Genomic DNA, 23,694 nt, shown 5'->3' with positions numbered 1-23,694 from the left:
GACACCCATGAAAAAACACACTGCGCACGTCATCACGGTCGCCGTCACCTTGGGCGTGTTGGCCATCGGCGCCGGCGCGTTCGTCTATTCCGGCCTGTACAACATCGGCGCGGACGACCATCACACCAAGCCTGTGTTCACCGTGCTGCAAACCCTACGCGACCGCTCGATCCACTTGCGTTCGGACGATCTGACCGTGCCGAACCTCGACGATCCGCAACTGATCCTGAAAGGTGCCGGCCAGTACGCGGCGATGTGCACCGGCTGCCACCTTTCGCCGGGGGTGAACGACTCCGAGTTGCGGACCGGCATGTACCCGCAGCCGCCCAATCTCTCCAAGGTGCACGTCGATCCGAAGGATGCCTTCTGGGTGATCAAGCACGGCATCAAGATGAGCGCGATGCCCGCCTGGGGCAAGGCGGGCCACGACGATCCGACGATCTGGAGCATGGTGGCCTTCCTTGAAAAACTGCCTGGCATGACGCCCGCCGAATACAAGGCGATTGTGGCCAAGGCGCCGCCGGACGAGGACATGGACATGGATGAAGGTGGCGCCCACAGTCACGAAGACGGCGACGCGCATGCCCACGGTGAGGCGGCCATGAAGGATATGGACATGTCCGGCCAGGATGCGACTTCCGCACCGACGCCTGCAACGGCCCGCTCGGTCGGTGCGAAGCCGACCGGCGACGGGCACGCGCATCCGTAACGGACTTCGCATGGCACGCACCCGATTCATGCCACGCAGACCGCGCCCATGGCGATTGCGTGAGCTTCGTCGCGCCCGCCTGACACGCGGGCTGCTGCTGGTCGGTGCGCTGTTCATGCTGGGTCTGCAGACGGCCTTGGCGGCGTACGCCTGCACGATGCCGCCGACCCTGATGGGGCCGGTCATGGCGATGGGCATGGTTGCAGGAGATGCCGCCATGCGCGGCACCTGCCCGGAGATGCAACACGCGGCGAGCGACCACGTTCTGTGCGCCCAGCACTGCGCGGCGCAGGCATCCGTACCCAGCGACACGCGGCCCATGACCGTGCCTCCCACTTTGTTTGCGATGTTGCCGCCCGCCTTGCCGCTCGTCGTTCCGCCAACGCCGGCGACCTCCGTTCCCGAGCGCTACTACCGGCTGCGTGCGCCGCCGCCACCGGTCACCCTGTTGTTCTGCTCCCTGTTGATCTAGCGCCTCCCGGCCATCGCCGAGGTGCCGTCGTGCCTGCGTGGCGCGACGCCTGATCGATTACGGGAGTGAACCCTCATGCTATTTTCCTGTTTGGCCCGGCGCCGTTGCGCGTGGGCGCTGCTTATCATCCTGGGCGGATCGGTGACTGTTGCCGCGGCGCAAACCGCCAGTGCGCCACCCCTGACGCTCGACGCCGCCGTGCGGCAGGGCGTGATCCATACGCCACTGCTCACCGCGCGCAACGCCGATCTCGATGCGACGCGCGAGGAGTCCGTGCGCGCGGGCCGCTTGCCCGACCCGTCGCTGACCTTCGGCGTCTCCAATTTTCCGGTCACCGACCCGGGCGCCTTCAGCCTGCGCTCGGACACGATGACCATGCGCACGATCGGCGTGATGCAAACGATCCCCTCGCGTGCAGCACGGACGGCCGAACGGTCGCTCGCGGCCGCGCAGGTCGACGCTGCCGAGGCCGAGCGCACCGCTACAACACAAGATGTGCGTGAGCGCATCGCCGATGCCTGGATCGGCGTATGGGCGGCCACACAACAGCGCACGCTGCTGGATGCCTTGCGTGACGAAAGCACCCTCGCCGTACAGGTCGCCAAAGCGCGGCTGCGCGGCGGCACCGGCAGTGCCGCGGACGTGCTGGCGGCACAGGCCCAGGCGCTGACGCTGGCCAACCGGATCGAGGCGGCCGACGCGGAGTTGCAGGCGGCGCGTGCCTCCTTGCAGCGCTGGCTGGGCGACGCGCCGACGGCGCTGGCGGACGCCCCGGACTTCGACCAGTTGCCGGTCGCGCCGGATCAACTCGAACAGCACACCGATCGGCAGGCGCCAATGCAGGCGTGGCAGGCGCGCGAGCAGGTGGCCGATGCCGCACTGGCGCAGGCGCGCGCCTCGAAGCATCCGGACTGGAGCGTGGACGTGACCTACGGCCGCCGCGCGCCGTATCTGTCGGACATGGTGATGGTGCAGATGGGTGTGAGCCTGCCGCTGTTCACCCGCAACCGGCAAGACCGCGCCATCAGCGCGAAGCAGGCGCAACGCGATGCGGTCGAGTCGGCGCACGAGGATGCCCGCCGTGCGCAACGCGAAACCGTCGCGCGCGACGTCGCCGCCTGGCAGGGCTGGGGGCGGCAGATCGCACGCGATCGCACGGCGCTGCTGCCGCTGGCCCGCGATCGCAGCCGGGTGGCGCTGGCCGCCTACCGCGGCGGCGGCACGCTGCAACCGTGGCTCGATGCGCGCCGCGACGAGATCGCGCTGCGCCTCGACTACGCCGATGCGCTGGCAGCTCGCGCCCGCGCCTGGGCCGCCTTGGCCTACCTGTTGCCCGAATCCACTTCGTCTTCGGAGAACCTGCCATGAAACGGATCGGTATCGTGATCGGTGCGCTGGCGGGTGCCGCCGTGCTGCTGGCTTTGGGGTATGTCGGTGGGCGCCATGTCGGCGCCACGTCGACGCCGGCCAGCGCGTCCGCGGGCGCGCAACGCAAGGTGCTGTACTGGTACGACACGATGGTGCCCGAGCAGCACTTCGACCACCCCGGCGTGTCGCCGATGGGCATGCCAATGGTGCCCAAGTACGCGGATGACAGCAGCATCGACAAGAACGTGGTGCACATCGACCCGGCCACCGTGCAGAACCTGGGCGTGCGCACCGCGCCCGTGGTGCGCCGGGTATTGGCAAACCAGCTCCAGGTGCCGGGTACTGTGAGTTGGAACCTGCGTGATGCCGTTACCGTGAGTGCGCGCGTCGACGCGACGGTGGAGCAGCTCGACGTGCGCGCGCCCTATACCACCGTCAAGGCCGGGCAACCGTTGGTTGAACTGCTGGCACCGCAATGGAGCAGTGCGATCTCGGAGTACCGAGCATTGCAGCATGCACACTCGGCCGACGCGCAGGCGTTGCGCGCAGCCGCGCGGCAGCGACTGCAAGTGCTGGGCCTGACCGCGCAGGACATCGCTTCGGAACGGGGTGGCCACATCACCCTGCACGCGCCGAAGGGCGGCGTGGTCACGACGCTGGACGTGCGCGAAGGCCAGCAAGTCGGCGCCGGGCAGACGCTGATGACGCTCAACGGCCTGTCCACGGTGTGGGTGGAGGCGGCGCTGCCGCAGGCCGCGGCGGGGACGGTGCGCACCGGCACGCCGGTGACCGTGCGTGCGACAGCGCTGCCCGGCCAGGTGTTTCGTGGACAGGTGGAAGCCCTGTTGCCCGACCTCGACCCGATGACCCGCACCCAGCGTGCGCGCATCGTGCTGCCCAATCCGGATCACGCGCTGAGTCCGGGTCAGTTCGTCACGGTGGAGCTGCAACCGCCACCGGCCCGGCCCGAGCTGGTGGTGCCCGATGGCGCCGTGATCGCCACCGGCAGCGACACACCACGGGTGATCGTGGCCGAGGGCAACGGACAGTTCCGGCCGGTGGCGGTGCGCCTCGGCCGTTCGGCCGGTGGCGACACAGAGATTCTCGCGGGGCTTTCCAGCGATGAGCGCGTGGTGGTGTCTGGCCAGTTCCTGATCGACTCGGAGGCGAGCCTGTCTGGCGCGTTGCAACGCCTGCAGAGCAGCGAACCGGCGCATACGGCGAGTAGCGCTATGCCGGGTATGCCCATGCCGGAGCAGCGGCCATGATCGCCGCGCTGATCCGCGTTTCGATCCGGTATCGCGTGTTCGTGCTGCTGGCCGCGCTGGCGCTGGCGGCGGTCGGTGTGTTCTCGGCGTGGCATACGTCCATCGACGCGCTACCCGATCTCTCCGACACCCAGGTCATCATCCGCACCAGCTACCCCGGCCAGTCGCCGCAAGTGGTGGAGGATCAGGTGACCTATCCGCTGGCCACCACCATGCTGTCGGTGCCCGGCGCGACCACGGTGCGCGCGTATTCGTTCTTCGGCGACTCCTACGTGGATGTGTTGTTCAGCGACAGCACCGACCTCTACTGGGCACGCTCACGCGTGCTGGAATATTTGAGCCAGGCGCGCGATCGACTGCCGGCCGGCGTCAATCCCGCACTGGGTCCGGATGCCACCGGGCTGGGCTGGATCTACGAATACGCGCTGGTCGACCGCACCGGTCGACACGACATCGGCCAGCTCACCGCGCTGCAAAACTGGAACCTGCGCTTCCAGCTGAAAACCGTGCCGGGTGTCGCCGAGGTGGCCACCCTGGGCGGCATGGACCGCGCCTGGCAGATCGTGCCCGATCCGCAGGCGCTGGCCGCGCGCGGCCTCACCGTGGCGCAGCTCGTTGATGCCGTGCGCGCCGCCAACGGCGCCAACGGCGGCTCGGTGATCGAGCAGGGTGAGGCCGAGCTGATGGTGCGCAGCGAGGGCTATCTCAAGACCCGCGCCGACTTCGAGAACGTGCCGATCGTCGCCAACGCGAACGGCGTGCCGGTGCGGCTGCGCGACGTGGCGACGGTGCGCCGCGGTCCGACCTTCCGGCGCGGCCTCGCCGAACTGGACGGCCAGGGCGAAGTGGTCGGCGGCATCATCGTGATGCGCTCGGGTCAGAACGCCAAGGCCACCATCGCGGCGGTGAAGGCGCGTCTGGCGCAGTTGCAACGCAGCCTGCCGCCGGGCGTCGAGATCGTGCCCACCTACGACCGCTCCCAGCTGATCGACGCCACCGTGGAGAACGTCTGGCGAAAGTTGCTGGAGGAGTTTCTCGTCGTCACGCTGGTCTGCGCGCTGTTCCTCGGTCACCTGCGCTCGGCGCTGGTCGCCGTGATCACGTTGCCATTGGGCGTGTTGACCGCCTTCATCGTGATGAACCTGCAGGGCGTCACCGCGAACCTGATGTCGCTGGGCGGCATCGCGATCGCGATCGGTGCAATGGTCGATGCGGCGATCGTGATGATCGAGAACACCCACAAGCACCTGGAGCATTGGCGCGACGCGCACGATGGGCAAGAACCACAGGGCGCCGCCCGCTGGGCGCTGATCGCCGAGGCCACCGTGGAAGTGGGTCCGGCGCTGTTCGTGAGCCTGCTGATCATCGCGCTGTCGTTCGTGCCGGTGTTCGCGCTGCAAGGCCAGGAGGGCAAGCTGTTCAAGCCGCTGGCGTTTACCAAGACCTACGCGATGGCGGCGGCCGCGGGGCTGGCGGTGACCCTGGTGCCGGTGCTGATGGGCTACCTGGTACGCGGACACCTGCGTGCCGAGCACGCCAATCCGATCAATCGCGGCCTGATCGCGCTGTACCGGCCGATCCTCGACGTGGTGCTGCGTTTTCCGAAGGCCACGCTGGGGCTGGCCGCCTTGGTGCTGCTCACCGCACTGGTGCCGCTCAGCCAGCTCGGCAGCGAGTTCATGCCCGCGATGGACGAAGGCACGCTGCTGTACATGCCCACCGCACTGCCCGGGTTGTCAGCCGGCAAGGCCGCGCAGTTGCTGCAGCTGACCGACCGCATGCTCAAGACCGTGCCGGAAGTCGCGCACGTGTTCGGCAAGGCGGGACGCGCCGACACCGCCACCGATCCGGCGCCGCTGGAGATGTTCGAGACCACCATCACGTTCAAGCCGAAGAGCGAGTGGCGCCCCGGCATGACGATGGACAAGATCAAGGCCGCGCTGAACCAGGCCGTGCATGTGCCGGGTCTGACGAACCTGTTCGTGCCGCCGATCCGCAACCGCATCGACATGCTCTCCACCGGCATCAAGAGCCCGATCGGCATCAAGGTGCTGGGCACCGACCTGACCACGCTGCAGACGGTCGCCGATCGCATCGAAGCAGTCGCCAAGACCGTGCCCGGGGTCAGCTCGGCCGTGGCCGAGCGTCCGACCAGCGGTCGCTATGTCGACGTGCATATCCGCCGCGACGAGGCGGCACGCTATGGACTCACGCAGGAAGCCGTGCAGCAGCTGATCGCCACGGTGGTCGGCGGCGATCCGGTTGGCCAGAGCATCGAAGGACGCGAGCGTTTTCCGATCGTGGTGCGCTACCCGCGGGTGGACCGCGATTCGGTGCAGGCACTGCGGCAGCTGCCGATCGTGGCTGCGAACGGCGCCCAGCTCACGTTGAGCCAGGTCGCCGACATCACCGTTGCGGCGGGGCCGTCGATGCTGAAGAGCGAGGACGGCCAGCTGGCGACCTACGTCTACATCGACACGGCCAGCAGCAACCTCGGCGGCGTGGTCGCCCGGCTGCAGCGCGCGGTGGCCCGGCAGGTCACGCTGCCGCCCGGCGTCACGCTGGACTGGTCGGGGCAGTTCCAGTACCTCGCCAGCGCGGCGCAACGACTCAAGCTGGTGGTGCCGGTGGCATTGCTGATCATCTTCGGGCTGATCTATGCGGTGTTCCGGCGGACCAGTGAGGCGGCGCTCATCATGGCCAACGTGCCGCTGGCGCTGGTCGGCGGCCTGTGGCTGATCTGGCTGCTCGGCCATTCGGTATCAGTAGCCACGGTGATCGGCTTCATCGCGCTGGCCGGCGTCGCCGCCGAGTTCGGCGTGGTGATGCTGCTGTACCTGCGTCACGCCTGGGATCGGCAGCTCGCGCTCGATCCGCAGGCCGGTGTCGACGCGCTCGACGAAGCGATCCGCCAAGGCGCCGCGCAGCGCGTGCGGCCGCTGGCGATGACCGTGGCGGTGATCATCGCTGGCCTGCTGCCGATCTTGCTCGGCCACGGCGCCGGCTCGGAAGTCATGCAGCGCATCGCCGCACCGATGATCGGCGGCATGGTCACCGCGACGCTGCTGACCATGCTGGTGCTGCCGGCGGCGTTCCGTCTGCTGATGCGGTACCGACTTCGCAAAGCAGCGCAGTCCATCCCGACGTTTCATCCACCCCAGGAGATTCAACCATGAAGAAGTACGTTTTCACCCTCGCATGCGCCAGCGCGCTGGCCTTGGCCTCGACCGCCGCGTTCGCCCAACAGATGGACCCGAACATGCCCGGCATGGCCGACATGCAAGCGGCGAAGCCCACCCAGGCGCAGGGCGTAGGCATCGTCAAGGCCATCGACACCGCCAAAGGCACGATCACCCTTCAGCACCAAGCCATTTCCGCCATCGGCTGGCCGGCGATGACCATGACCTTCAAGGTCGACCCGCCGGCGCTACTGCAAAAGGTGAAGGTGGGCGAGCAGGTGCGGTTCACCCTGCATCCGGGCGGCATGGCCAGCACGGTGACAGCGATCAGCCCGGCAGGTTGATCGGGAACCGCCGCCAACCGGCGCTTGCCTCCGGCAGGGGCCGACCGGCGGGGGTGGCAGTGCGGCCACGTGCATCGTGAGGTTTGTGGCCGCACCTGTCCACGGTAGTCCGATGATTTTGGAGTACAACGATGAAATCGCATGCTGCGTATCTCTCCACCGCCCTGCTATTCACGGGCTTGACCATCGGCACGATCGCGCACGCGACCAATACTTACGCCGACGGCTGGATTGGTCATGTTAACGGACGGCAGCTGGACATCTGCTACCGGGTTACGCCACTGTCCGCCGTCGGCACGCGGCTGCAGGTCATGCGGGTGGCTTACGTGATTCCCAGCAAAGGCGTGCCCATTGAACACTTCGCCTTGAGCGGGCAAGCCACCGTTACGTCGATCACGGACGCGCATTGCGTGCGGGCCGAACTGATCCAGGGCACGGCGCAGTGGGCAGATCACGCGCGGCCCATGCCCTGAACGGGTGCGACGACGAGCCCGCCAAGGCGGCATGCTCCGCGACGGCCAGGCGGCCAAGTGAAATTGTCTAACAGCGCGACTGTCGTTTAGGATCGAAGCATGCATCGGTCCGTGCCATCACTGCTGACTCGCCTGCGCCGCCACCGCGGTCTGTGGGTGTTGGCCGTGGCGGTGCTGCTGATCAAGCTGGTCAGCGGGTCGATCTGCGTGGCCGATGGGGCCGGGATGCGATTCGCTTCGGCGACCGCGGCTGCCCCGACCACCCTGGTGGCGGATACCGCCGTCAGCCCGACAGCGGCTGACGATGCAAACAGCTGTCTCCTGGGCGAAGGAAGCGGCTGTCATTGCGCTTGTGCGCATTCGGTGACGTTGCCGGCCAGTGCACCGCTTCCCATCGCCCGGATGGAGGCGCACTTCGCGCCGCTCACCTTCCATTCGGGGGTCACGCCGGCCACCACCGGCTCACTGTTGCGACCTCCGATCGCCTGAAACCGCTCCGTTACGCGACGCCACCGCCTGTGCGGTGCATCGCTTCGTGACCGTTTTCAGGAGATCGCTTCATGTCTGTTTTTCGTTCGGTGCCGATCGGCGCCGTGTGTCTGTTGTACGCGGCGATACTCAGTGCCGCACCCGTCACCCATCCGTCCTCACCGGTAGCTCCCCTGCCGACAGCGTTGGCGTCATCACCGTTGCAGGCGGCGGTGCGTCGTATCTGGCAAGCCAGCCCCGAGGTGCAGGCCGCGCGGGCCGATCTTGACGCGGCCCAAGCCCGTGCACGTGCCGCCGCGCAGCCGCTGTACAACCCCTCTCTGTCACTCGATGCGGAGAACGCCGACGTCAATCGGCGTACGGCTGGCATCAGTCTGCCATTGGACCTGTCCGGCAAGCGTCGTGCCCGGGCCAGTCAGGGCGAGGCCGACCTGCGCGCCGCCGAGGCGGCCTATAACCTGGTGCGGCGTGACGTCGCCGCCCGCTGGCTGAAAGCCTGGTCGACGGCCGCGCTCGCGGCCCGACAGAGTGAGCTGGGCCAGCATCGCCTCACGCTGATGCAGCGCTTCGATGACTTGGCCGCGCAGCGGCTGAAGGTCGGCGACATCAGTAGTCCCGAACGCGATCTGGCCGGCTTGGCCTTGGGCGAGGCGCAGGTGCAACAAGCCACGCTCGCGAGCAACGAAGCGGCGGCCCGTGCCGCGTTGCTGGCCATCAGTGGCGATCAAGGGGCCGCGCTTCCGCCGTTGCCCAAGGGTATGTCACCGGCGGCGGGCAGTCTTACGCCGTTGCCCGTCGATGAACTGCCCGAACTGCGACAGGCCCGTGCCCAGCAAGCGAGTGCCGAGGCCGGAGTGCAGGTTGCCCGCCGGGCACGCATTCCCGATCCCACGCTCAGCCTGACCGGTGGGCAGGTACGCAGCGGGCCGCGCACCGATCAGGTGATTGGCCTGAGCGTGTCGATTCCCTTGCCGGTGCTCAATACCGGCCGTGCCGAAGTCGATGCCGCCCGCGCGGAAGCCGATGCAGCCGCGGCCGGCGTGCGTTCGCGTCAGTTTGTGCTGCGTGCCGGATTGCAGGAAGCACAAGCCCGCTACGCCGCCTTGCGCAGTGCGACCGAAGCCTTTCGCAGCGGCCGGGCCGCTGCCTTCGAGGATCGCACCGCGCTATTAGAGAAGCTCTGGCGTGCCGGCGAGATCAGCACCTCCGATTACCTCGTACAGCTCAAGCAGAGCCTGGACACCGCCTTGTCCGGCCAGGAACTGGAAAGCCAAACCTGGCAGACCTGGTTCGACTACCTCACCGCTGCGGGCCGTCTGACCGACTGGCTCGACGGCCGCACTCAGGACGGCCCCACTCAGGAAATCTCCCGATGAATGTCTCTTTTTTGAAACGCAGCCTTTTCTGCATGGTGCTGCTGGCTGCGCTGGGCGGCCCCGTCATGGCGCAGGAACCCGCACCGGCCAATCCGCTGGCGCTCGACGCCAAGGCGATCAAGGACGCCGGGATTGTGCTCGACAAGGCCGCTCCGCGTGCCTTGACCGATGAACTGAAGGCCCCCGGCGAAGTGAAGGCCGATGCGTATTCCACCGTGCTGGTGTCGCCGCGCGTGGAATCGCAGGTGCTGGCCCGCAAGGCCAAGCTCGGCGACGTGGTGAAGGCCGGTGCGCCGCTGGTGGTGCTTTCCAGTGTGCAGGTGGCCGAGACACAAGGCGCGTTGATCGTGGCCGAGCAGGACTGGCAGCGGATCGCGTCGCTGGGGCCGCAGGCGGTCTCGGCACGGCGCTACAACGAAGCGAAGGTGCAGCGTGACCAGGCGCGTGCCAAGTTGCGCGCCTACGGGCTGTCCGACGGTCAGATCGGTGGCCTGCTGCGCAAGGGTTCGGCCGGTGCCGATGGCAGCTTCGAGCTGCTCGCGCCCGCCGCCGGTCGCGTCACCACCGACGAGTTTCTGGTCGGCGAGCGGGTGGAACCCGGCCGCACGCTGTTCACCCTGGTCAAGGAAGATTCGGTCTGGGTCGTCGCCCAGATGGCGCCGGCCGATGCCGAACGGGTCAAGCCGGACGCCGACGCCCGCATCCTCGTGCATGACACCACGATCCCCGGCAAGGTCGTGCAGCGCTCGCATCAGACCGACGAGCGCACGCGCACGGTGCCGGTGCGCATCGAAGTCGACAACCGTGAGGATCTGTTGCATCCGGGCGAACTGGTCGAAGCGCGCATCGCCGCCGGCAGCGCCGTGCCGAAGCTGGCCGTTCCCGCCGAAGCGATCGTGCTGCTGCAAAACCAGCCGACCGTGTTCCTCGCCAAAGGCAACGGTCAGTTCGAGCCGGCGCCGGTCATGGTCGGCGACACGCGGGATGGCTGGACGGTGATCACGCAAGGCCTCAAAGCCGGCGACACCTACGTGCGCAAGGGCGCCTTCGCCTTGAAGGCCCGCTTGTTGCGCTCGCAGCTGGGAGAAGAATGATGCTGGAACGTCTGGTTGAATTCTCCCTGCGCTACAAGGCGCTGGTGCTGATCGCCTTCGTGGTGATCGGCTTCCTCGGTTTCCAGGCGGTGCGTCAGCTGCCCATCGACGCGTTTCCCGATGTCACACCGGTGCAGGTCAATGTCTACACCGAGGCATCGGGGCTGGCGGCGGAGGATGTCGAACAACTCCTCACCACGCCGGTGGAATCGGCGCTCGCCGGCCTGCCCAAAGTGGAGCAGATCCGCTCGGTGAGCTTGTTCGGGCTGTCCTATGTGTCGGTCTACTTCGACGACAGCATGGACATCTACTTCGCTCGCCAGCTGGTCAACGAACGGTTGCAGCAGGTGGGCGATCGCTTGCCGGCCGGCTACGGCAAACCGGAGATGGGACCGAACACCTCCGGTCTCGGCCAGGTGTTCTGGTACACCGTCGAACGCGCCGACAGCACCTTGAAAGGCGCCACGGCCGGTACGGCACCGAACGACATGGATCTGCGCACACTGCAGGACTGGACCATCCGTTTGATCCTGCGCACCGCACCGGGTGTCGATGACGTCAGCTCATGGGGCGGCCAGGAAAAGCAGTTCCAGGTGCGCATCGACCCGATGAAACTGATCGCGCACAAGCTTGGCTTCAAAGAGGTGATCGAGGCGCTGCAGGCCAACAACGCGCAAGTCGGCGGCAACTTCGTCGATGTCGGCCGCGAGCAGTACCTGGTACGTGGACTGGGCCTGATCCAGAACGCGAAGGATCTGGGCAACATCGTGCTCAAGACCGAAGACGGCACGCCGGTCTACGTGCGTGACGTGGCCACCATCACCGAGGCGGGTGCGCCCCGCACCGGTGCCGTGACGCGCGATGGCAAGGAAGTGGTGATGGGCCAAGCGCTGGCTCGCATTGGCGAGAACGCCAAGAGCGTGGTCGATGCGGTCAAGGCCAAGCTCGACACAGTGAAGCAATCCTTGCCGCCGGGCGTGGTCGTAAAACCGGTGTACGAGCGCACTGAACTGGTCAACGCGGCGGTGGGCACCGCGGTGCGTGCGCTGGTGGAAGGTTCGATCCTGGTGGCACTGGTGCTGTTCCTGTTCCTGGGTGAGTTTCGCAGCGCGCTGGTGGTCGTCGTGGCGTTGCCGTTGGCGATGCTGATCGCCTTCATCTGCATGAATCAGGTCGGCCTGTCGGCCAACCTGATGTCGCTGGCGGGCCTGGCGATCGGTATCGGCATGATGGTGGACGGCGCCGTGGTGATGGTGGAAAACGCCTACCGCATCATGGCCGAGCGCAAGGCGCATGGCGGCCCAGTGGATCGCACGTCGGCTGTGCTGGCGGCCGCCCGCGAGGTGGCCAACCCGATGACGTTCGCGATCGGGATCATCATCGTGGTGTTCCTTCCGCTGTTCAGCCTGCAAGGGCTGGAAGGCAAGATGTTCAAGCCGATGGCGTTCAATATCAGCTTCGCGATGGCCGGTTCGCTGATTCTCGCCTTGACGCTGATCCCGGTGCTCGCCGCGCTGGTGTTGAAACCCAAGGAAGAAAAGGACACCTGGCTGGTGGCGTTCCTGAAACGCCACTACGCCACGGTGCTCGCCTGGGCGCTGGCGCGCCGCAAGCTAGTGCTGGGCATCGCCGCCGGAGCCTTGGTCGGCAGCCTCGCGCTGTTCCCGTTCCTCGGCAAGGAGTTCATGCCTAACCTGAAGGAAGGCGCCATCATGTGGCGCATTACCTCGATTCCGTCGGCATCGCTGGACGAATCGATCGCCATCTCCAAGCAAGTGTCGACACTGGTCAAACAAAAGTTTCCGGAAGTGGAAACCACGCTGGCGATGATCGGTCGCGCCGAAAAAGGCGAAACGGCGGATGTGAACTACATGGAGGTGTACACGCCGCTGAAACCGAAGGATCAATGGCGCAAGGGCGAGACGCTGGAAAGCATCGAGGAAGCGATGCAGAAGGAACTGTCGGCGGCGCTGCCCACCGCGGTGGTGAGCTACACGCAGCCGATCCAGATGCGCATCGAGGAACTGATCTCGGGTGTGCGCGCCACGCTGGCACTGAAGATCTATGGCGATGACCTGGGCGAACTTGATCGCTTGAGCAGTCGCATCAAGAACGTGTTGGCCGGGGTGCCTGGCGTCGCCGATCTCGCGCTGGAGGCGAACATCGGCAAGCCGCAGATCCGCATCAAGGTGGATCGCGATGCGCTGGCCCGTTACGGCTTGAACGCCGACGACGTGCTCACCGTGGTGAAGAACGGCATCGGCGGCGAGCCGGTGACGACCTTACTCGACGGCGTGAAACGCTTCGACATCGCCGTGCGGCTGGACGATGCGGACAAGGCCTCGTTGCCGGCGATCAAGCGCATTCCGATCCGCACGCCCAGCGGCGCACTGGTGCAGCTGTCGCAGGTGGCTGAGGTCAGCGATGCGGAAGGCTACTCGTTCATTCGTCGAGAACAACTGCAGCGCTATGCGGTGATCCAGATGGATGTTCGCGGTCGTGACATCGACGGCTTCGTCAAGGAAGCCAATGCGGCCATCGCGCAACAGGTGAAGTTGCCGACTGGCTATTACAGCGAATGGGGCGGCGCGTTCGAGAACCAGCAGCGGGCGTTGAAGCGATTGTCGCTGATCGTGCCGGCGACGATTTTCTTCATCTTTGTCTTGCTCTACACCGCGTTCAACTCGGTGAAGCACGCCACGCTGATCTTGGCCAACGTGCCGTTTGCCACCATCGGCGGCATCGTCGGCTTGGCGATCACCGGGCAATACCTGTCGGTACCCTCGGCCATCGGCTTCATCGCGGTGTTCGGCGTGGCGATGTTGAACGGCATCGTGCTGGTGAGTTTCTTGAACGAACAACGTGAGAAAGGCTTGCCTGTGCGCGAGGCAGTGATCCGCGGTACGGCCCTGCGCATGCGCCCGGTGATGATGACCGCGAGCGTAGCGATCCTGGGCCTGGTGCCGATGCTGCTCTCCAGTGGCGTGGGTGCGGAAACCCAGCGCCCGCTCGCCACCGTGGTGGTCGGTGGTCTGATCACCTCGACCTTGCTGACGCTGGTGCTGCTGCCGGTGCTCTACGACTGGATCGAAGAACGCGCCGCCCGGCGCCTCGCCAAGGAGAAGACCCCATGAAAGAAGTGAAGGCCTTCATCCATCGTGGCCGCGTGGTCGACGTCATCCATGCGCTGGAAGAAGCGGGGTTTCGTTACCTGTCGGTGAGCGACGTCAAAGGTCTGCTGACCGCGCTCAACGGCCAGGAACAGGTCTATTCGATGGAACTGGGCGAACGGGTGACCCGGCAGATCAAGCTCGAAGTGTTCTGTGAGGACGATCAGGCCGAACGGGCGGTGCAGTTGATCCGCCTGCACGGGCGCACCGGTCAGAGTGTGGCCGGCTGGGTCTACCAGAGCACGGTGGATCGGGCGTGGCCCATCGACGGTCAAGGGGCTGAATGAAGAAGACGGGCGGGTCACTCCCGCCCGTCCTTCCCGATGTCATGTCATAACACTTTGGCGCTCACGTAGAGTGGCCGCCGCACTGGAGACTCCTATGGGCACAACCAAGCCCCACGAACATGACCATCATCACGACCATAGCCATGGCGTGGCACCGGATGCGGACAAGAAGTACCTGACCATCGCGCTGTTGCTGCTGCTCGGCTTCATGGCGGTCGAGGTGGTGGTCGGCATCCTGGCCAAGTCGTTGGCCCTGATTTCCGATGCCGGGCACATGCTCACCGATGTGGGCTCGATCGGACTGGCGCTTGTCGCGATGCGTCTGGCCAGCCGCCCGGCCAGTGGCAGCTACACGTTCGGACTCAAGCGGGTCGAAATCCTGAGCGCCCAGGCGAACGGGCTGACGCTGTTGTTGCTGTCGGTCTGGTTCATCGTCGAGGCGATCCGCCGGCTGATCGACCCGCCGGTGGTGGAAGGTCTGCTGGTCACGGTGATCGCGGTGGTCGGTATTGGCGTCAACCTGCTCGCCGTGTGGGCGATGAGCAAGGCCAACCGGCAAAGCCTCAACGTGGAAGGCAGCTTCCAGCACATCCTCACCGATCTCTACGCCTTCATCGCCACTGCCATTGCCGGTGCCATCATCTGGTGGACGGGTTGGAATCGCGTGGACTCCCTTGCCGCACTGGTCGTCGCCGGATTGATGCTGAAAGCCGGTATCGGACTGGTGCGCGACTCGGGCCGCATCTTCCTGGAAGCGGCACCACGCGGTCTGGACCCAGTATCCATTGCCGAGGCGATCCGTGCCATGCCGGCGGTGACTCGGCTGGACGATCTGCACGTGTGGGAAGTGACCTCGGGCATGCCGGCACTGTCGGGCCACATCTACGTGAATCACGACATCGACTGCCACGATGTGCGCCGAGAGATCGAAGCGATGCTGCATGATCGTTTCGCCATCACGCACACCACCTTGCAAACCGATCACGCGACCACGGACGAATCGGCCCGCGCGACAGGCTGCACGTTCACCTCACCCGGCGCAGCGCACTAGACCCTCGCTTCGCAGCGGGGCGAAACCTTATCCCTGAGATGGCAATGGCGCGATGGCTGATGTCACGGACCGGCGAAACCACAGCCAGCCACTGAGCATGGCCAGTCCGCCCATCCCGAGGGCTCCCAGCATATCGCCGGGGTAGTGCACGCCCAAGTAGATCCGTGCCCAGGCCATCGGCAGGCCGAGCAGTGCGATCCCGATGCCCCAAGGCCGGCTGCATTGATTCAGCAACAGTATGCCGGCCACCACCCATTGCACAGTCAGATGGTCGCTGGGAAAGCTGCCGGTCGCCGCATGAGACACCCATGCTTGACCGACTCCAGCGACAAAGGGACGTGCGCGATCCCAAACCAAGCCGATGATCAGGTTCGCGAGCAATGCTGCAGCGGCGGCACCCGATGCTTTCAGGGCGATCAAGCGCATCGACTGGCGAGGAACCATCAGCATCCACCCAAGAAGGAGAGCTGTCAGGATCAACGGTCCATCGGCCAGGACGCGCGCCACATGAAGCATCGCTGGCGACGGTGGCACCGGCGAATGAATGGCGTTGAACAGTCGAAGGTCAACGGCGTAAACCATCGAGCCAAATCCCGAGATCGGCGACGTCATGGCTTGCCGTTCGGTGCAATGGCGGCGATCCGTGCGTCCTTCGCTTCGCGCAGAATGCCCAACGCCTCCTTCAGCACGTAGCAGGCGATGGCCGTACCGATCACCAGATCAGGCACGGCGCTGTGCAGAAGAAGCACCAGCACACCGGACACGATCACCGCCAGATTGGCGATGACGTCGGCCCGCGTGCATATCCAGATGGCGCGCAGATGCACTTCACCGTGACGAAATCGCGCCAAGAGCCTCAGCACCGTGGCATTCACGATCAAGGAAACGAAGGCAACGCTCATCATCCATAGGCCTTCCGGGTGGCTACCGGTCACCAGACGCCAGAGCACCCCCACCAGTACGCCGACGCCAAGAACCACCAGCAAGGTTCCATTCCAGTGCGCGGCCGACGCCTTGAAATAGGCGCTGCGTGTCCACGCCAGCAAGGCGATGCCGTAGGCGCAGGCATCGCCCAGCATATCCAGCGAATCAGCGACCAGGCCCATCGATTGGGCGATCAGGCCGGCCACGACACCGACCACGAACATGGTGGCATTGAGACCGAGCGCGATGCGCAGGATGCGGCGTTCCGCCTCGCTGGCGGCTTCGGCGTGGCAACCGCAGTCGCTCATGCGCGATCCTCTTCCGGGCGTGTAGTGGTGGATGCGGGCAATGCGTCGGGAGCGCTACGGCCACGAAGCATATTGAACATGAAACCCGCACTCAGCATCAGGACCACGGCGATTTGTGCGAGCAGCGTCTGCCAGGTCGGATAGATGCCGAGCAGTTCAATGTGCGGCACCGGGGCGACCGTCACCGACACCCAGCCAGCTTCCTGCAACGCGGCGATGCCCTTACCCGCGAGAACGACGGCCAGCACGGCGATCAGGATCGAACTCGCCGCGAAGAACTTGCCGATGGGCAGACGCCGACTGGTGCGCAGCAGGAGCCAGGCGATCAGTCCCAAGGTCACCGCGCCGGCCGCAATGCCGCCCAGCAGCCAGACTTCCTGGCCGTCGTTCCAGAGCGCGGCGTAGAACAGGATCGTCTCGAACACTTCCCGATACACCGAAATGAAGGCGAGGCCGAACAGGAACCACGCCGAACGTCGGTCGAGTGCCGCGGCCATCTTTTCCTTCAGGTAGGCCTGCCAGCGTCCACCAATACTCTTTTGGTGCATCCACAAGCCGACACTGAGCAGCACCACGGCGGCGAACAGCGAAGACAGGCCCTCGGTTAGTTCGCGACCGGCGCCACTGATCGAGATGGCATAGCTGGCCAGTGCCCAGGTGATCCCGCCGGCCACCAAGGCAAGAATCCAGCCGGCATGCACGTAACGCACTTCCACGCGTCGATCTGCCTTGCGCAGGAAGGCCAGCAAGGCGACGACCACCAGCAAGGCTTCCAGACCCTCGCGAACCAGAATCGTGAAGGCGCCGAGGAACGTGGCGGCCGGATCGCCCGCCGCATCCGCCGTGACCTCCTGCGCCTGCGCAAGCAGGACATCCACGGCGTGGGCCTGCTGGGTCACCGCCGGCAGCGCGGCCTTGCCCGACACCGCTGTGCGATAGGCGCCCATGGCCGTTTCGATGCGGGCGCGTAGCGCGCCATCGCGTGCGTTGAGCTGGGGTTCGATGGGTTCGACGCCATCGAGATAGGCCGACAATGCCAGTTGTGTGGCTTCCTTGGCGTCGCCGGCACGATAGGCCGCCAGGCTTGCAGCAAGTCGCCCCCGCGCAAGCGGAAGCCCCGTCAACGCCTGTTGCATCGCCTGCGGATGCGCACGCAGGTAACCGATGATCGCGCGGGCATGTTCGGCACCCAGTGCAGGAGCCAGTTGCGACACGCGTGCTTGCGACAACTCCTTCAGGTCCGCGATCTGCGCACGCGCGGCCGTATCGTGCTGCCAGAGGGTCGCACCGGTCGTGGCTTCGCGGGTATAGGCTAGCGACCCCACGTAGTACGCGAGTGCCCATCGCTCGTCCGACGACAGCCGGGACGAGTAACTGGCCATCGGCGTTCCCTCGACACCGTGGCTGATCACTTCGTACAGGGACAGCGGGCTGCGCTGGTCCGCACGCGCCTGGTCAGTGAAGTCCACCGGTCGCGGATTGAGCTGCAGCCCCACGGGACCATCGCCATGCCCGGTGGCGCCGTGACACATGGCGCACTGGTTCTGGTACAGCGTTGCGCCCTGCGTCAGATCGGGCGCTTGGGCCGGCGCGGTGGGTATCGGGTACGCCTTCAGCAAGGCATCGGCCAGGGCATGTGCCTCGATCGCCACCTGCGCTGGCGAGGCCTTCGCATCCACTGAAGCGATGAGCTGGTCGGCCTGGGACAACAACGCGGGTGTACCGGGCGTCGGCGGCAACGCCTGAAGGCGGCGATGCACGGTGGCTGTGAACTCCCGCATCTCGGCGTATTCAGACGCGCTGAGCACCGCTCCGTTCTTGACCGCGCCGGCGTAATCCGTGGCCAGATAGTCGATCATCTGCCATGTCTGCGGCACGGTTGAACTGACGTCTTGAGCATGCGCCCGCGGGAGTGGGAGTGCCCAAAGCAGAAGGGCGGCCACGGAGAGGTTGCGCAATATGCTGCGAATACGAGTCGTTATCATTCATGTATCGTACTCGACCTTGGCGAAACCGCCAATGCAATGCCTCCCGGCAGAACCCAAGAAACATGGTTGAAGGCGATCCCACCTCGCCAGCTCCAAGGCGTGATGGGCGAAAGGCTTGATTTTCAGTGATGGAACCTTCTACCCAACTCTCCGCAGAAGGAAACCTTGATGCCGGTCAGCTACGTTACCGAGGGACAACGCGACAATTACGGCCGGTACAACGGCAACCCGTCCAGCGACGAACTGGCACGCTACTTCCATCTCGACGATGCAGATCGCACCTACATCGCGCGCAAGCGCGGTCATGCGAATCGTTTGGGCATCGCATTGCAGCTGACGACGCTGCGCTACTTGGGAACATTTCTGGACGATCCGCTGGATCTCCCTGCGCTGGTGTTATCCACCGTTGCCAGGCAGCTGGATATTACGGACACGGATCCCTCCCTCGACGACTACCGGACAGGTGAACTCCGGTGGGATCATCAGCGCGATATCTGTCGTCAATACGGCTTCGTCGAAATCACCGAACCGCCTATCGGCTTTCGATTGGGTCGCTGGCTGTACGCACTCTGCTGGACGGGAACGGAGCGGCCCAGCGTCCTGTTCGAGCGAGCCATGACATGGCTGTTGACGCACAAGGTACTGCTTCCCGGGCGCAGCACACTCGAACGATTTGTCGCTCGCGTGAAAGCCCGCGTCGAAGAGCATCTTTGGCGGCGTCTGGGAACCCGTCTCTTGGACAGGCAGCGCGAACGCCTCGAACAGTTGTTGATCGTGCCAGCCGGCAGCCGCTACTCGCTGCTGGATCAGCTGCGATCGGGCCCCACGCGCGTCAGCGGACCGGCACTCATTCAAACGCTGATGCGACTACGGGAGGTTCGTGAGCTCGGCATCGACCTGCCCAGGGTGTCACACCTTCCGGCCAGTCGCGTCATGGCACTGGCTCGCTTTGCGGGAGCCGCCAAAGCCAGCGCCGTGAGCCGCTTGCCCGACGTTCGCCGCCTTGCCACTCTCGTAGCGTTTGTGCATTGCCTGGAAGCCACCGCGCATGATGACGCCGTCGAAGTTCTTGAAATGCTGCTGCGGGATGTTTTTTCCACAGCGCGCAAGGAGGATCGGAAAACACGCTTGCGCACGCTGAAAGACCTGGATCGTGCGGCCACGCTGCTGGCCGATGCTTGCCAAGTGGTGCTGGACAGCACGCTCCCGGACAAGAAACTACGCAAAGCCTTGTTCGCCAAGGTGCCGCGCGACGTCCTCGCCCAGGCGCTCCAGGAAGTGAGCAACCTGGTACGACCGCCCGACGACGTGTTTTACAGCGAGCTGAGCGAACGCTATCGGCGCATCCGGCGCTTTCTCCCCTTTGTGCTGGAGAATCTGCGTTTCGGCGCGAGTCCCGCAGGCGAGGCTGTGGTCGCCGCCTATGAATGGCTTCGCTCGCATCCCGGGCGATTCAAGGCCGACGACGACGTCCCGCGTGATGTCATTCGCAAACGCTGGCAGCGCTACGCGATTCGCGACGACGACAGCATCGATCATCGGGCCTACACTTTCTGCGTGCTCGACGAATTGCATACGTCGTTACGCCGGCGCGACGTGTTCGTCGCCCCCAGTTGGAAGTATGCCGACCCGCGCGCAGGGCTGTTGAGCGGCAACGAATGGGAGACTGCGCGCCCCATCATCTGCCGCACGCTCAGCTTGTCTCCAACGCCCTCGTCGGCACTCGTCGCGATCACCAAAGAACTCGATGAGACCTACCGCGCGGTAGCGTCCCGACTTCCGGACAATCCTGCGGTGCGGTTCGAAGGCGAGAACGACCTGGTCGTCAGCTCCCTCGACAAGCTCGAAGAACCAGCGTCTTTGCTGGCCTTGCGCGCTGCGGTTAATGAGCGTTTGCCACGCGTGGACATTGAAGAGGTATTGCTGGAGATTGCGGCCCGTACCGGTTTCACCGATGCCTTCACCCATCTCACCGAGCGGTCTGCTCGTGCTGCGGAGCTTCCGATCAGCCTCTGTGCCGTATTGCTGGCTGAGGCGAGCAACACGGGCTTCGAACCCCTCGTTCGTGCCGACATCGCTGCACTGAAACGATCGCGTCTGTCGTGGGTCGACCAGAATTACCTCCGCAACGACACCCTGGTTGCGGCCAATGCCATCCTGGTGGCGGCTCAGAACCGGTCGATTCTGGCCCATCAGTGGGGTGGTGGCGACGTGGCGTCAGCCGACGGGATGCGTTTCGTCGTGCCCGTGCGCACTGTGCATGCGGCCGCCAATCCGAAGTATTTCGGTCGGGAACGCGGCGTGACCTGGTACAACCTGATCTCCGACCAGTTCAGCGGTCTCAACCACATCACCGTGCCGGGCACGCTGCGCGACAGCTTGATCTTGCTGGGCGTGGTGCTCGAACAGCCCACCGAATTGCAGCCGACGCAGATCATGACCGACACCGGCGCATACAGCGACGTGGTGTTCGGGTTGTTCAGGCTGCTGGGGTACCGGTTCTGTCCCCGATTGGCGGACGTCGGCGGCACGCGATTCTGGCGCATCGATCCCGAGGCCGACTACGGCGACCTCAATGCCGTTGCCCGCCAGCGGGTGAAACTGCCATTGATCGAGGAGCAGTGGGACGACATCCTGCGGCTGGTGGGCTCGCTGAAACTGGGTCGTGTACCAGCCAACGGCATCATGCGAACCTTGCAGATCGGCGACCGTCCAACCCGTCTGGCCCAGGCCTTGGCTGAGTTCGGACGGATTGAAAAAACCCTGCACACACTGACCTATATTGACGATGAGGCGAAGCGGCGTAGCACGTTGACCCAACTCAACCGTGGCGAGGGGCGTCACAGTGTGGCGCGCGCCATTTTTCACGGAAAACGCGGCGAACTCCGGCAACGCTATCAGGAGGGTCAGGAGGACCAGCTGGGCGCGCTGGGCCTGGTGCTCAACATCGTCGTCTTGTGGAACACCATCTACATGGAGGCGGCACTGGATCAGTTGCGTCAAGACGGTTTTCCCGTACGGGATGAGGACGTCGCACGGCTGTCGCCGCTCAGCCATGACCACATCAACATGCACGGCCGATATTCCTTTGCCGTGCCCGAGGCAGTGGCCCGCGGAGAACTACGCCCGCTACGAGATCCCAACGATAGGGAAGGCGATTGAGAGGATGAGTGCCCCCGGAGGGGTGTTTGGCTATCTATATGGTTTCTATGGATAAATAGACCTTATCCCGGTTTTTCGTTCCATTGCTCCCCAAACCCCTGTAACGGCGGTGGTCACGCGTATCCGCCATGGCGATGCCCTGCGCATCCGGGCCATCGACCTGGAGGGGCGCGTCGAGGAAGTCTCGGTGGATGCGTTGCCGCAGTACATCGCCGAGAGCGGAAATGCCGGCAACCATCGGCGGCTGCGGGAAGTCACCATCGAAGTGGCCGCCGACGTGCTGCACAGCGGCGTGGTGCTCACCGATACGCCCGGACTCGGTTCGCTGCATGCCAAGGCGTCTGCTCATGCGCTTACCTATCTGCCCCAGTGCGACCTCGGCATCATAACCATTGATGCGTCGGCCACTCTTTCGTTGCAGGACGTGGATCTCGCACGTGCCTTGCAGCAGGCCCATGCTTCGTGCCTCGTGCTGCTGACCAAATCCGATACCGTGTCAGCCGACGCACTGGAACAGCAGCGGAGCTACATCGAGCGTTCGTTATCGGAGGTCTTGCAGGAACCCGTGACCGTGGCTGAAGTCAGTGTGGCGCCCTCGCACAGCGTTTCGTTGCACCGCTGGCGGGATACTGAACTGCAGACGACGTTGGCCGCGTGCGCGGCGCAGAGCAATGAGCGCGCACAGCAGCGTCTCGGCCATCTGGCGCGGCGTGTCAGCATGATGCTTGAGCAGGCGTTGAACGAACCGTCGGCGGATACTTCACCCCAGGCTCAACAAGGCTCCGGTGCGGCACTCGACGCGTTATCGGGAGCCGAAGCCACCTTGCGTAACTTGTGCAGTGACCTTGGTTATCGTGGGGCGGACGTCGTACTCAAGGATGCCGTGCATGTGCTTATGGCAGACGCTCCGGAGGTGCCCCATCACCTCGGCACATTGGCCGGGCAACTGGCGGACGAGGTGGTGCGCGATATCGTCACCCAGTTGCAGCGCGTGGGTAAGGATCTCGACGATGAGCGGCTGTCGGCCATGTTGCGTGGCGCACCCCCGTTTGTCCTTCCACCCTCGGACATGCCGCACCGCTACTTGCTGCGCGGCCCGCGGGCCTGGCGACAGTACCGGCTACAACGGTACCTGCGGCAAGATTGGCAGGCACCACTTCAACATGCGTTCCTGGCTTACGCCCAGGAACTCAAGGACTGGTTGGCCCACGTCTGCCAGCAACTGCGACAATCGTTGGGCAGCGGTGTGCTTGCGACGCAGGGTTCTCATGCGGGCGAAGCCGCGATGCGTACCGATTTGGAACGCATCCGTGCGTTGCTCGCCGGCACGCACCCAACACCACCTTCCGTGCCGTCCCCTCGCGTCGAAGGTAAGGGCTGCTGACGTATGGGAAGGCGTCCCCACGTTTCGCGATCAGTCCATGCCGAACGAACCGAACTCGGCAGGAAGCTTCGCCCAGAACAACGGAAAGTCATCCTCCTGGATAGCCTTGAGCAAGGCGTCGGCCTCGGCTTCATCCAGAATGAATTCGATGATCAGGATCTGGTATCCCGACAGCGTATGCATGCGTTGCTCATTCATGGTGCCGTGTCGGCCATAGCCATCGGCCGCCTTGAACACGGTGCCCCCGTGAATGCCCTGTTTCCTGGCCAGCGCCAGCACCTGTTCATAGGTAAAAAATCCACCACGATGCATCGCGGTTTCATGCAGGTAGAAACGCAGTGAACAACCCTTCATGGGAGCCTCCCCGGCGCTCGTCGTACTGCCCTGACGAAGCCGCCAGCGTGTTGCCGCAAACGCATGCTTCCTTGCTGATGGGCCAGAACCGCTGCGCATCGTGCAGCACCCATGCCAAGTTCCAATCTTCGATACCGTTCGCGGCCGGTAGACGGGCAGGTCTGGCGAAGGCGGACACAAAAAAATGCCTACCTCCGGAAACCCGGACGGGTAGGCATCATCAGCCTTGCGGCAATTCGGGGAGAATGCCATCTCCTCGCGACGATTTCAGTTGCGTTCGTTATCGACCATCAG

Annotated in this window: 18 protein-coding genes, 1 pseudogene and 1 riboswitch; of the genes and pseudogenes, 15 read left to right on the top strand and 4 right to left on the bottom strand. The window is 65.0% G+C overall.

Annotated features, from left to right (window positions below; all coding sequences use genetic code 11):
* Positions 1–7 precede the first annotated feature (7 nt).
* The 13 genes and pseudogenes from LRK53_RS10915 to LRK53_RS10855 all read left to right on the top strand — a co-directional run.
* Positions 8–703, top strand: a pseudogene (locus tag LRK53_RS10915) (c-type cytochrome); the annotation flags it as partial.
* A gap of 16 nt (positions 704–719) precedes the next feature.
* Positions 720–1,181: a hypothetical protein gene (locus LRK53_RS10910; protein ID WP_027489467.1), complete on the top strand. Its 462-nt coding sequence runs from the start codon at positions 720–722 to the stop codon at positions 1,179–1,181.
* A gap of 75 nt (positions 1,182–1,256) precedes the next feature.
* Positions 1,257–2,549, top strand: coding sequence for a TolC family protein (locus tag LRK53_RS10905; RefSeq protein ID WP_027489466.1), 1,293 nt, complete (start codon positions 1,257–1,259; stop codon positions 2,547–2,549).
* Positions 2,546–3,817, top strand: a complete 1,272-nt coding sequence (locus LRK53_RS10900; RefSeq protein ID WP_027489465.1) for an efflux RND transporter periplasmic adaptor subunit — start codon at positions 2,546–2,548, stop codon at positions 3,815–3,817. The genes LRK53_RS10905 and LRK53_RS10900 overlap by 4 nt, the downstream gene beginning before the upstream one ends.
* Positions 3,814–6,993 carry an efflux RND transporter permease subunit gene (locus tag LRK53_RS10895; protein ID WP_027489464.1) on the top strand — a complete coding sequence of 1,060 codons (3,180 nt, stop codon included), beginning with the start codon at positions 3,814–3,816 and terminating at the stop codon, positions 6,991–6,993. Before LRK53_RS10900 ends, LRK53_RS10895 begins: the two co-directional genes overlap by 4 nt.
* Complete coding sequence (locus tag LRK53_RS10890) at positions 6,990–7,340, top strand: copper-binding protein (protein ID WP_027489463.1); 351 nt, start codon at positions 6,990–6,992, stop codon at positions 7,338–7,340. The genes LRK53_RS10895 and LRK53_RS10890 overlap by 4 nt, the downstream gene beginning before the upstream one ends.
* Before the next feature lie 131 nt (positions 7,341–7,471).
* Positions 7,472–7,813: a hypothetical protein gene (locus LRK53_RS10885; protein ID WP_027489462.1), complete on the top strand. Its 342-nt coding sequence runs from the start codon at positions 7,472–7,474 to the stop codon at positions 7,811–7,813.
* A 111-nt stretch (positions 7,814–7,924) separates the two neighbouring features.
* On the top strand, positions 7,925–8,302 hold the full coding sequence (locus LRK53_RS10880) for a hypothetical protein (protein ID WP_231378293.1): 378 nt from the start codon (positions 7,925–7,927) through the stop codon (positions 8,300–8,302).
* A gap of 212 nt (positions 8,303–8,514) precedes the next feature.
* Positions 8,515–9,678, top strand: coding sequence for a TolC family protein (locus LRK53_RS10875; RefSeq protein ID WP_027489460.1), 1,164 nt, complete (start codon positions 8,515–8,517; stop codon positions 9,676–9,678).
* A complete protein-coding gene (locus LRK53_RS10870; protein ID WP_027489459.1) occupies positions 9,675–10,772 on the top strand; it encodes an efflux RND transporter periplasmic adaptor subunit in 1,098 nt (365 codons plus the stop codon). Before LRK53_RS10875 ends, LRK53_RS10870 begins: the two co-directional genes overlap by 4 nt.
* Positions 10,772–13,906, top strand: a complete 3,135-nt coding sequence (locus LRK53_RS10865) for an efflux RND transporter permease subunit (RefSeq protein ID WP_027489458.1) — start codon at positions 10,772–10,774, stop codon at positions 13,904–13,906. Before LRK53_RS10870 ends, LRK53_RS10865 begins: the two co-directional genes overlap by 1 nt.
* Positions 13,903–14,229 (top strand): P-II family nitrogen regulator, encoded by a 327-nt coding sequence (locus tag LRK53_RS10860; RefSeq protein WP_008209838.1) that lies wholly within the window; start codon positions 13,903–13,905, stop codon positions 14,227–14,229. Before LRK53_RS10865 ends, LRK53_RS10860 begins: the two co-directional genes overlap by 4 nt.
* Positions 14,230–14,323: 94 nt before the next feature.
* A complete protein-coding gene (locus tag LRK53_RS10855; RefSeq protein WP_008209840.1) occupies positions 14,324–15,280 on the top strand; it encodes a cation diffusion facilitator family transporter in 957 nt (318 codons plus the stop codon).
* A gap of 27 nt (positions 15,281–15,307) precedes the next feature.
* Here the strand turns inward: LRK53_RS10855 and LRK53_RS10850 are convergent, their stop codons facing one another.
* From LRK53_RS10850 to LRK53_RS10840, 3 genes are read right to left on the bottom strand one after another with little or no spacing between them, the layout of a single operon-like run.
* Positions 15,308–15,892 carry a phosphatase PAP2 family protein gene (locus LRK53_RS10850; protein WP_008216069.1) on the bottom strand — a complete coding sequence of 195 codons (585 nt, stop codon included), beginning with the start codon at positions 15,890–15,892 and terminating at the stop codon, positions 15,308–15,310.
* Positions 15,889–16,512, bottom strand: coding sequence for a cation efflux transmembrane domain-containing protein (locus LRK53_RS10845; protein WP_027489457.1), 624 nt, complete (start codon positions 16,510–16,512; stop codon positions 15,889–15,891). Before LRK53_RS10845 ends, LRK53_RS10850 begins: the two co-directional genes overlap by 4 nt.
* Positions 16,509–18,371 carry an FTR1 family protein gene (locus LRK53_RS10840; protein WP_027492554.1) on the bottom strand — a complete coding sequence of 621 codons (1,863 nt, stop codon included), beginning with the start codon at positions 18,369–18,371 and terminating at the stop codon, positions 16,509–16,511. The genes LRK53_RS10845 and LRK53_RS10840 overlap by 4 nt, the downstream gene beginning before the upstream one ends.
* Before the next feature lie 297 nt (positions 18,372–18,668).
* Here LRK53_RS10840 and LRK53_RS10835 point away from each other — a divergent pair, with 297 nt between their 5' ends.
* Positions 18,669–21,662: a Tn3 family transposase gene (locus tag LRK53_RS10835; protein ID WP_027489456.1), complete on the top strand. Its 2,994-nt coding sequence runs from the start codon at positions 18,669–18,671 to the stop codon at positions 21,660–21,662.
* A 109-nt stretch (positions 21,663–21,771) separates the two neighbouring features.
* Positions 21,772–23,046: a P-loop NTPase family protein gene (locus tag LRK53_RS10830; RefSeq protein ID WP_027492555.1), complete on the top strand. Its 1,275-nt coding sequence runs from the start codon at positions 21,772–21,774 to the stop codon at positions 23,044–23,046.
* 30 nt (positions 23,047–23,076) lie between these two features.
* Here LRK53_RS10830 and LRK53_RS10825 read toward each other — a convergent pair whose 3' ends face one another.
* Positions 23,077–23,400 carry a DUF190 domain-containing protein gene (locus LRK53_RS10825; RefSeq protein WP_027489489.1) on the bottom strand — a complete coding sequence of 108 codons (324 nt, stop codon included), beginning with the start codon at positions 23,398–23,400 and terminating at the stop codon, positions 23,077–23,079.
* 204 nt (positions 23,401–23,604) lie between these two features.
* Positions 23,605–23,665, bottom strand: a riboswitch (Fluoride riboswitch).
* Positions 23,666–23,694 lie beyond the last annotated feature (29 nt).

Origin of the sequence: Rhodanobacter thiooxydans, from assembly GCF_021545845.1 — a bacterium.
In the GTDB taxonomy this organism is placed as follows: domain Bacteria; phylum Pseudomonadota; class Gammaproteobacteria; order Xanthomonadales; family Rhodanobacteraceae; genus Rhodanobacter.
Note: the sequence above shows the minus strand (reverse complement) of the source record. Positions and strands in the feature narration are given on the sequence as shown.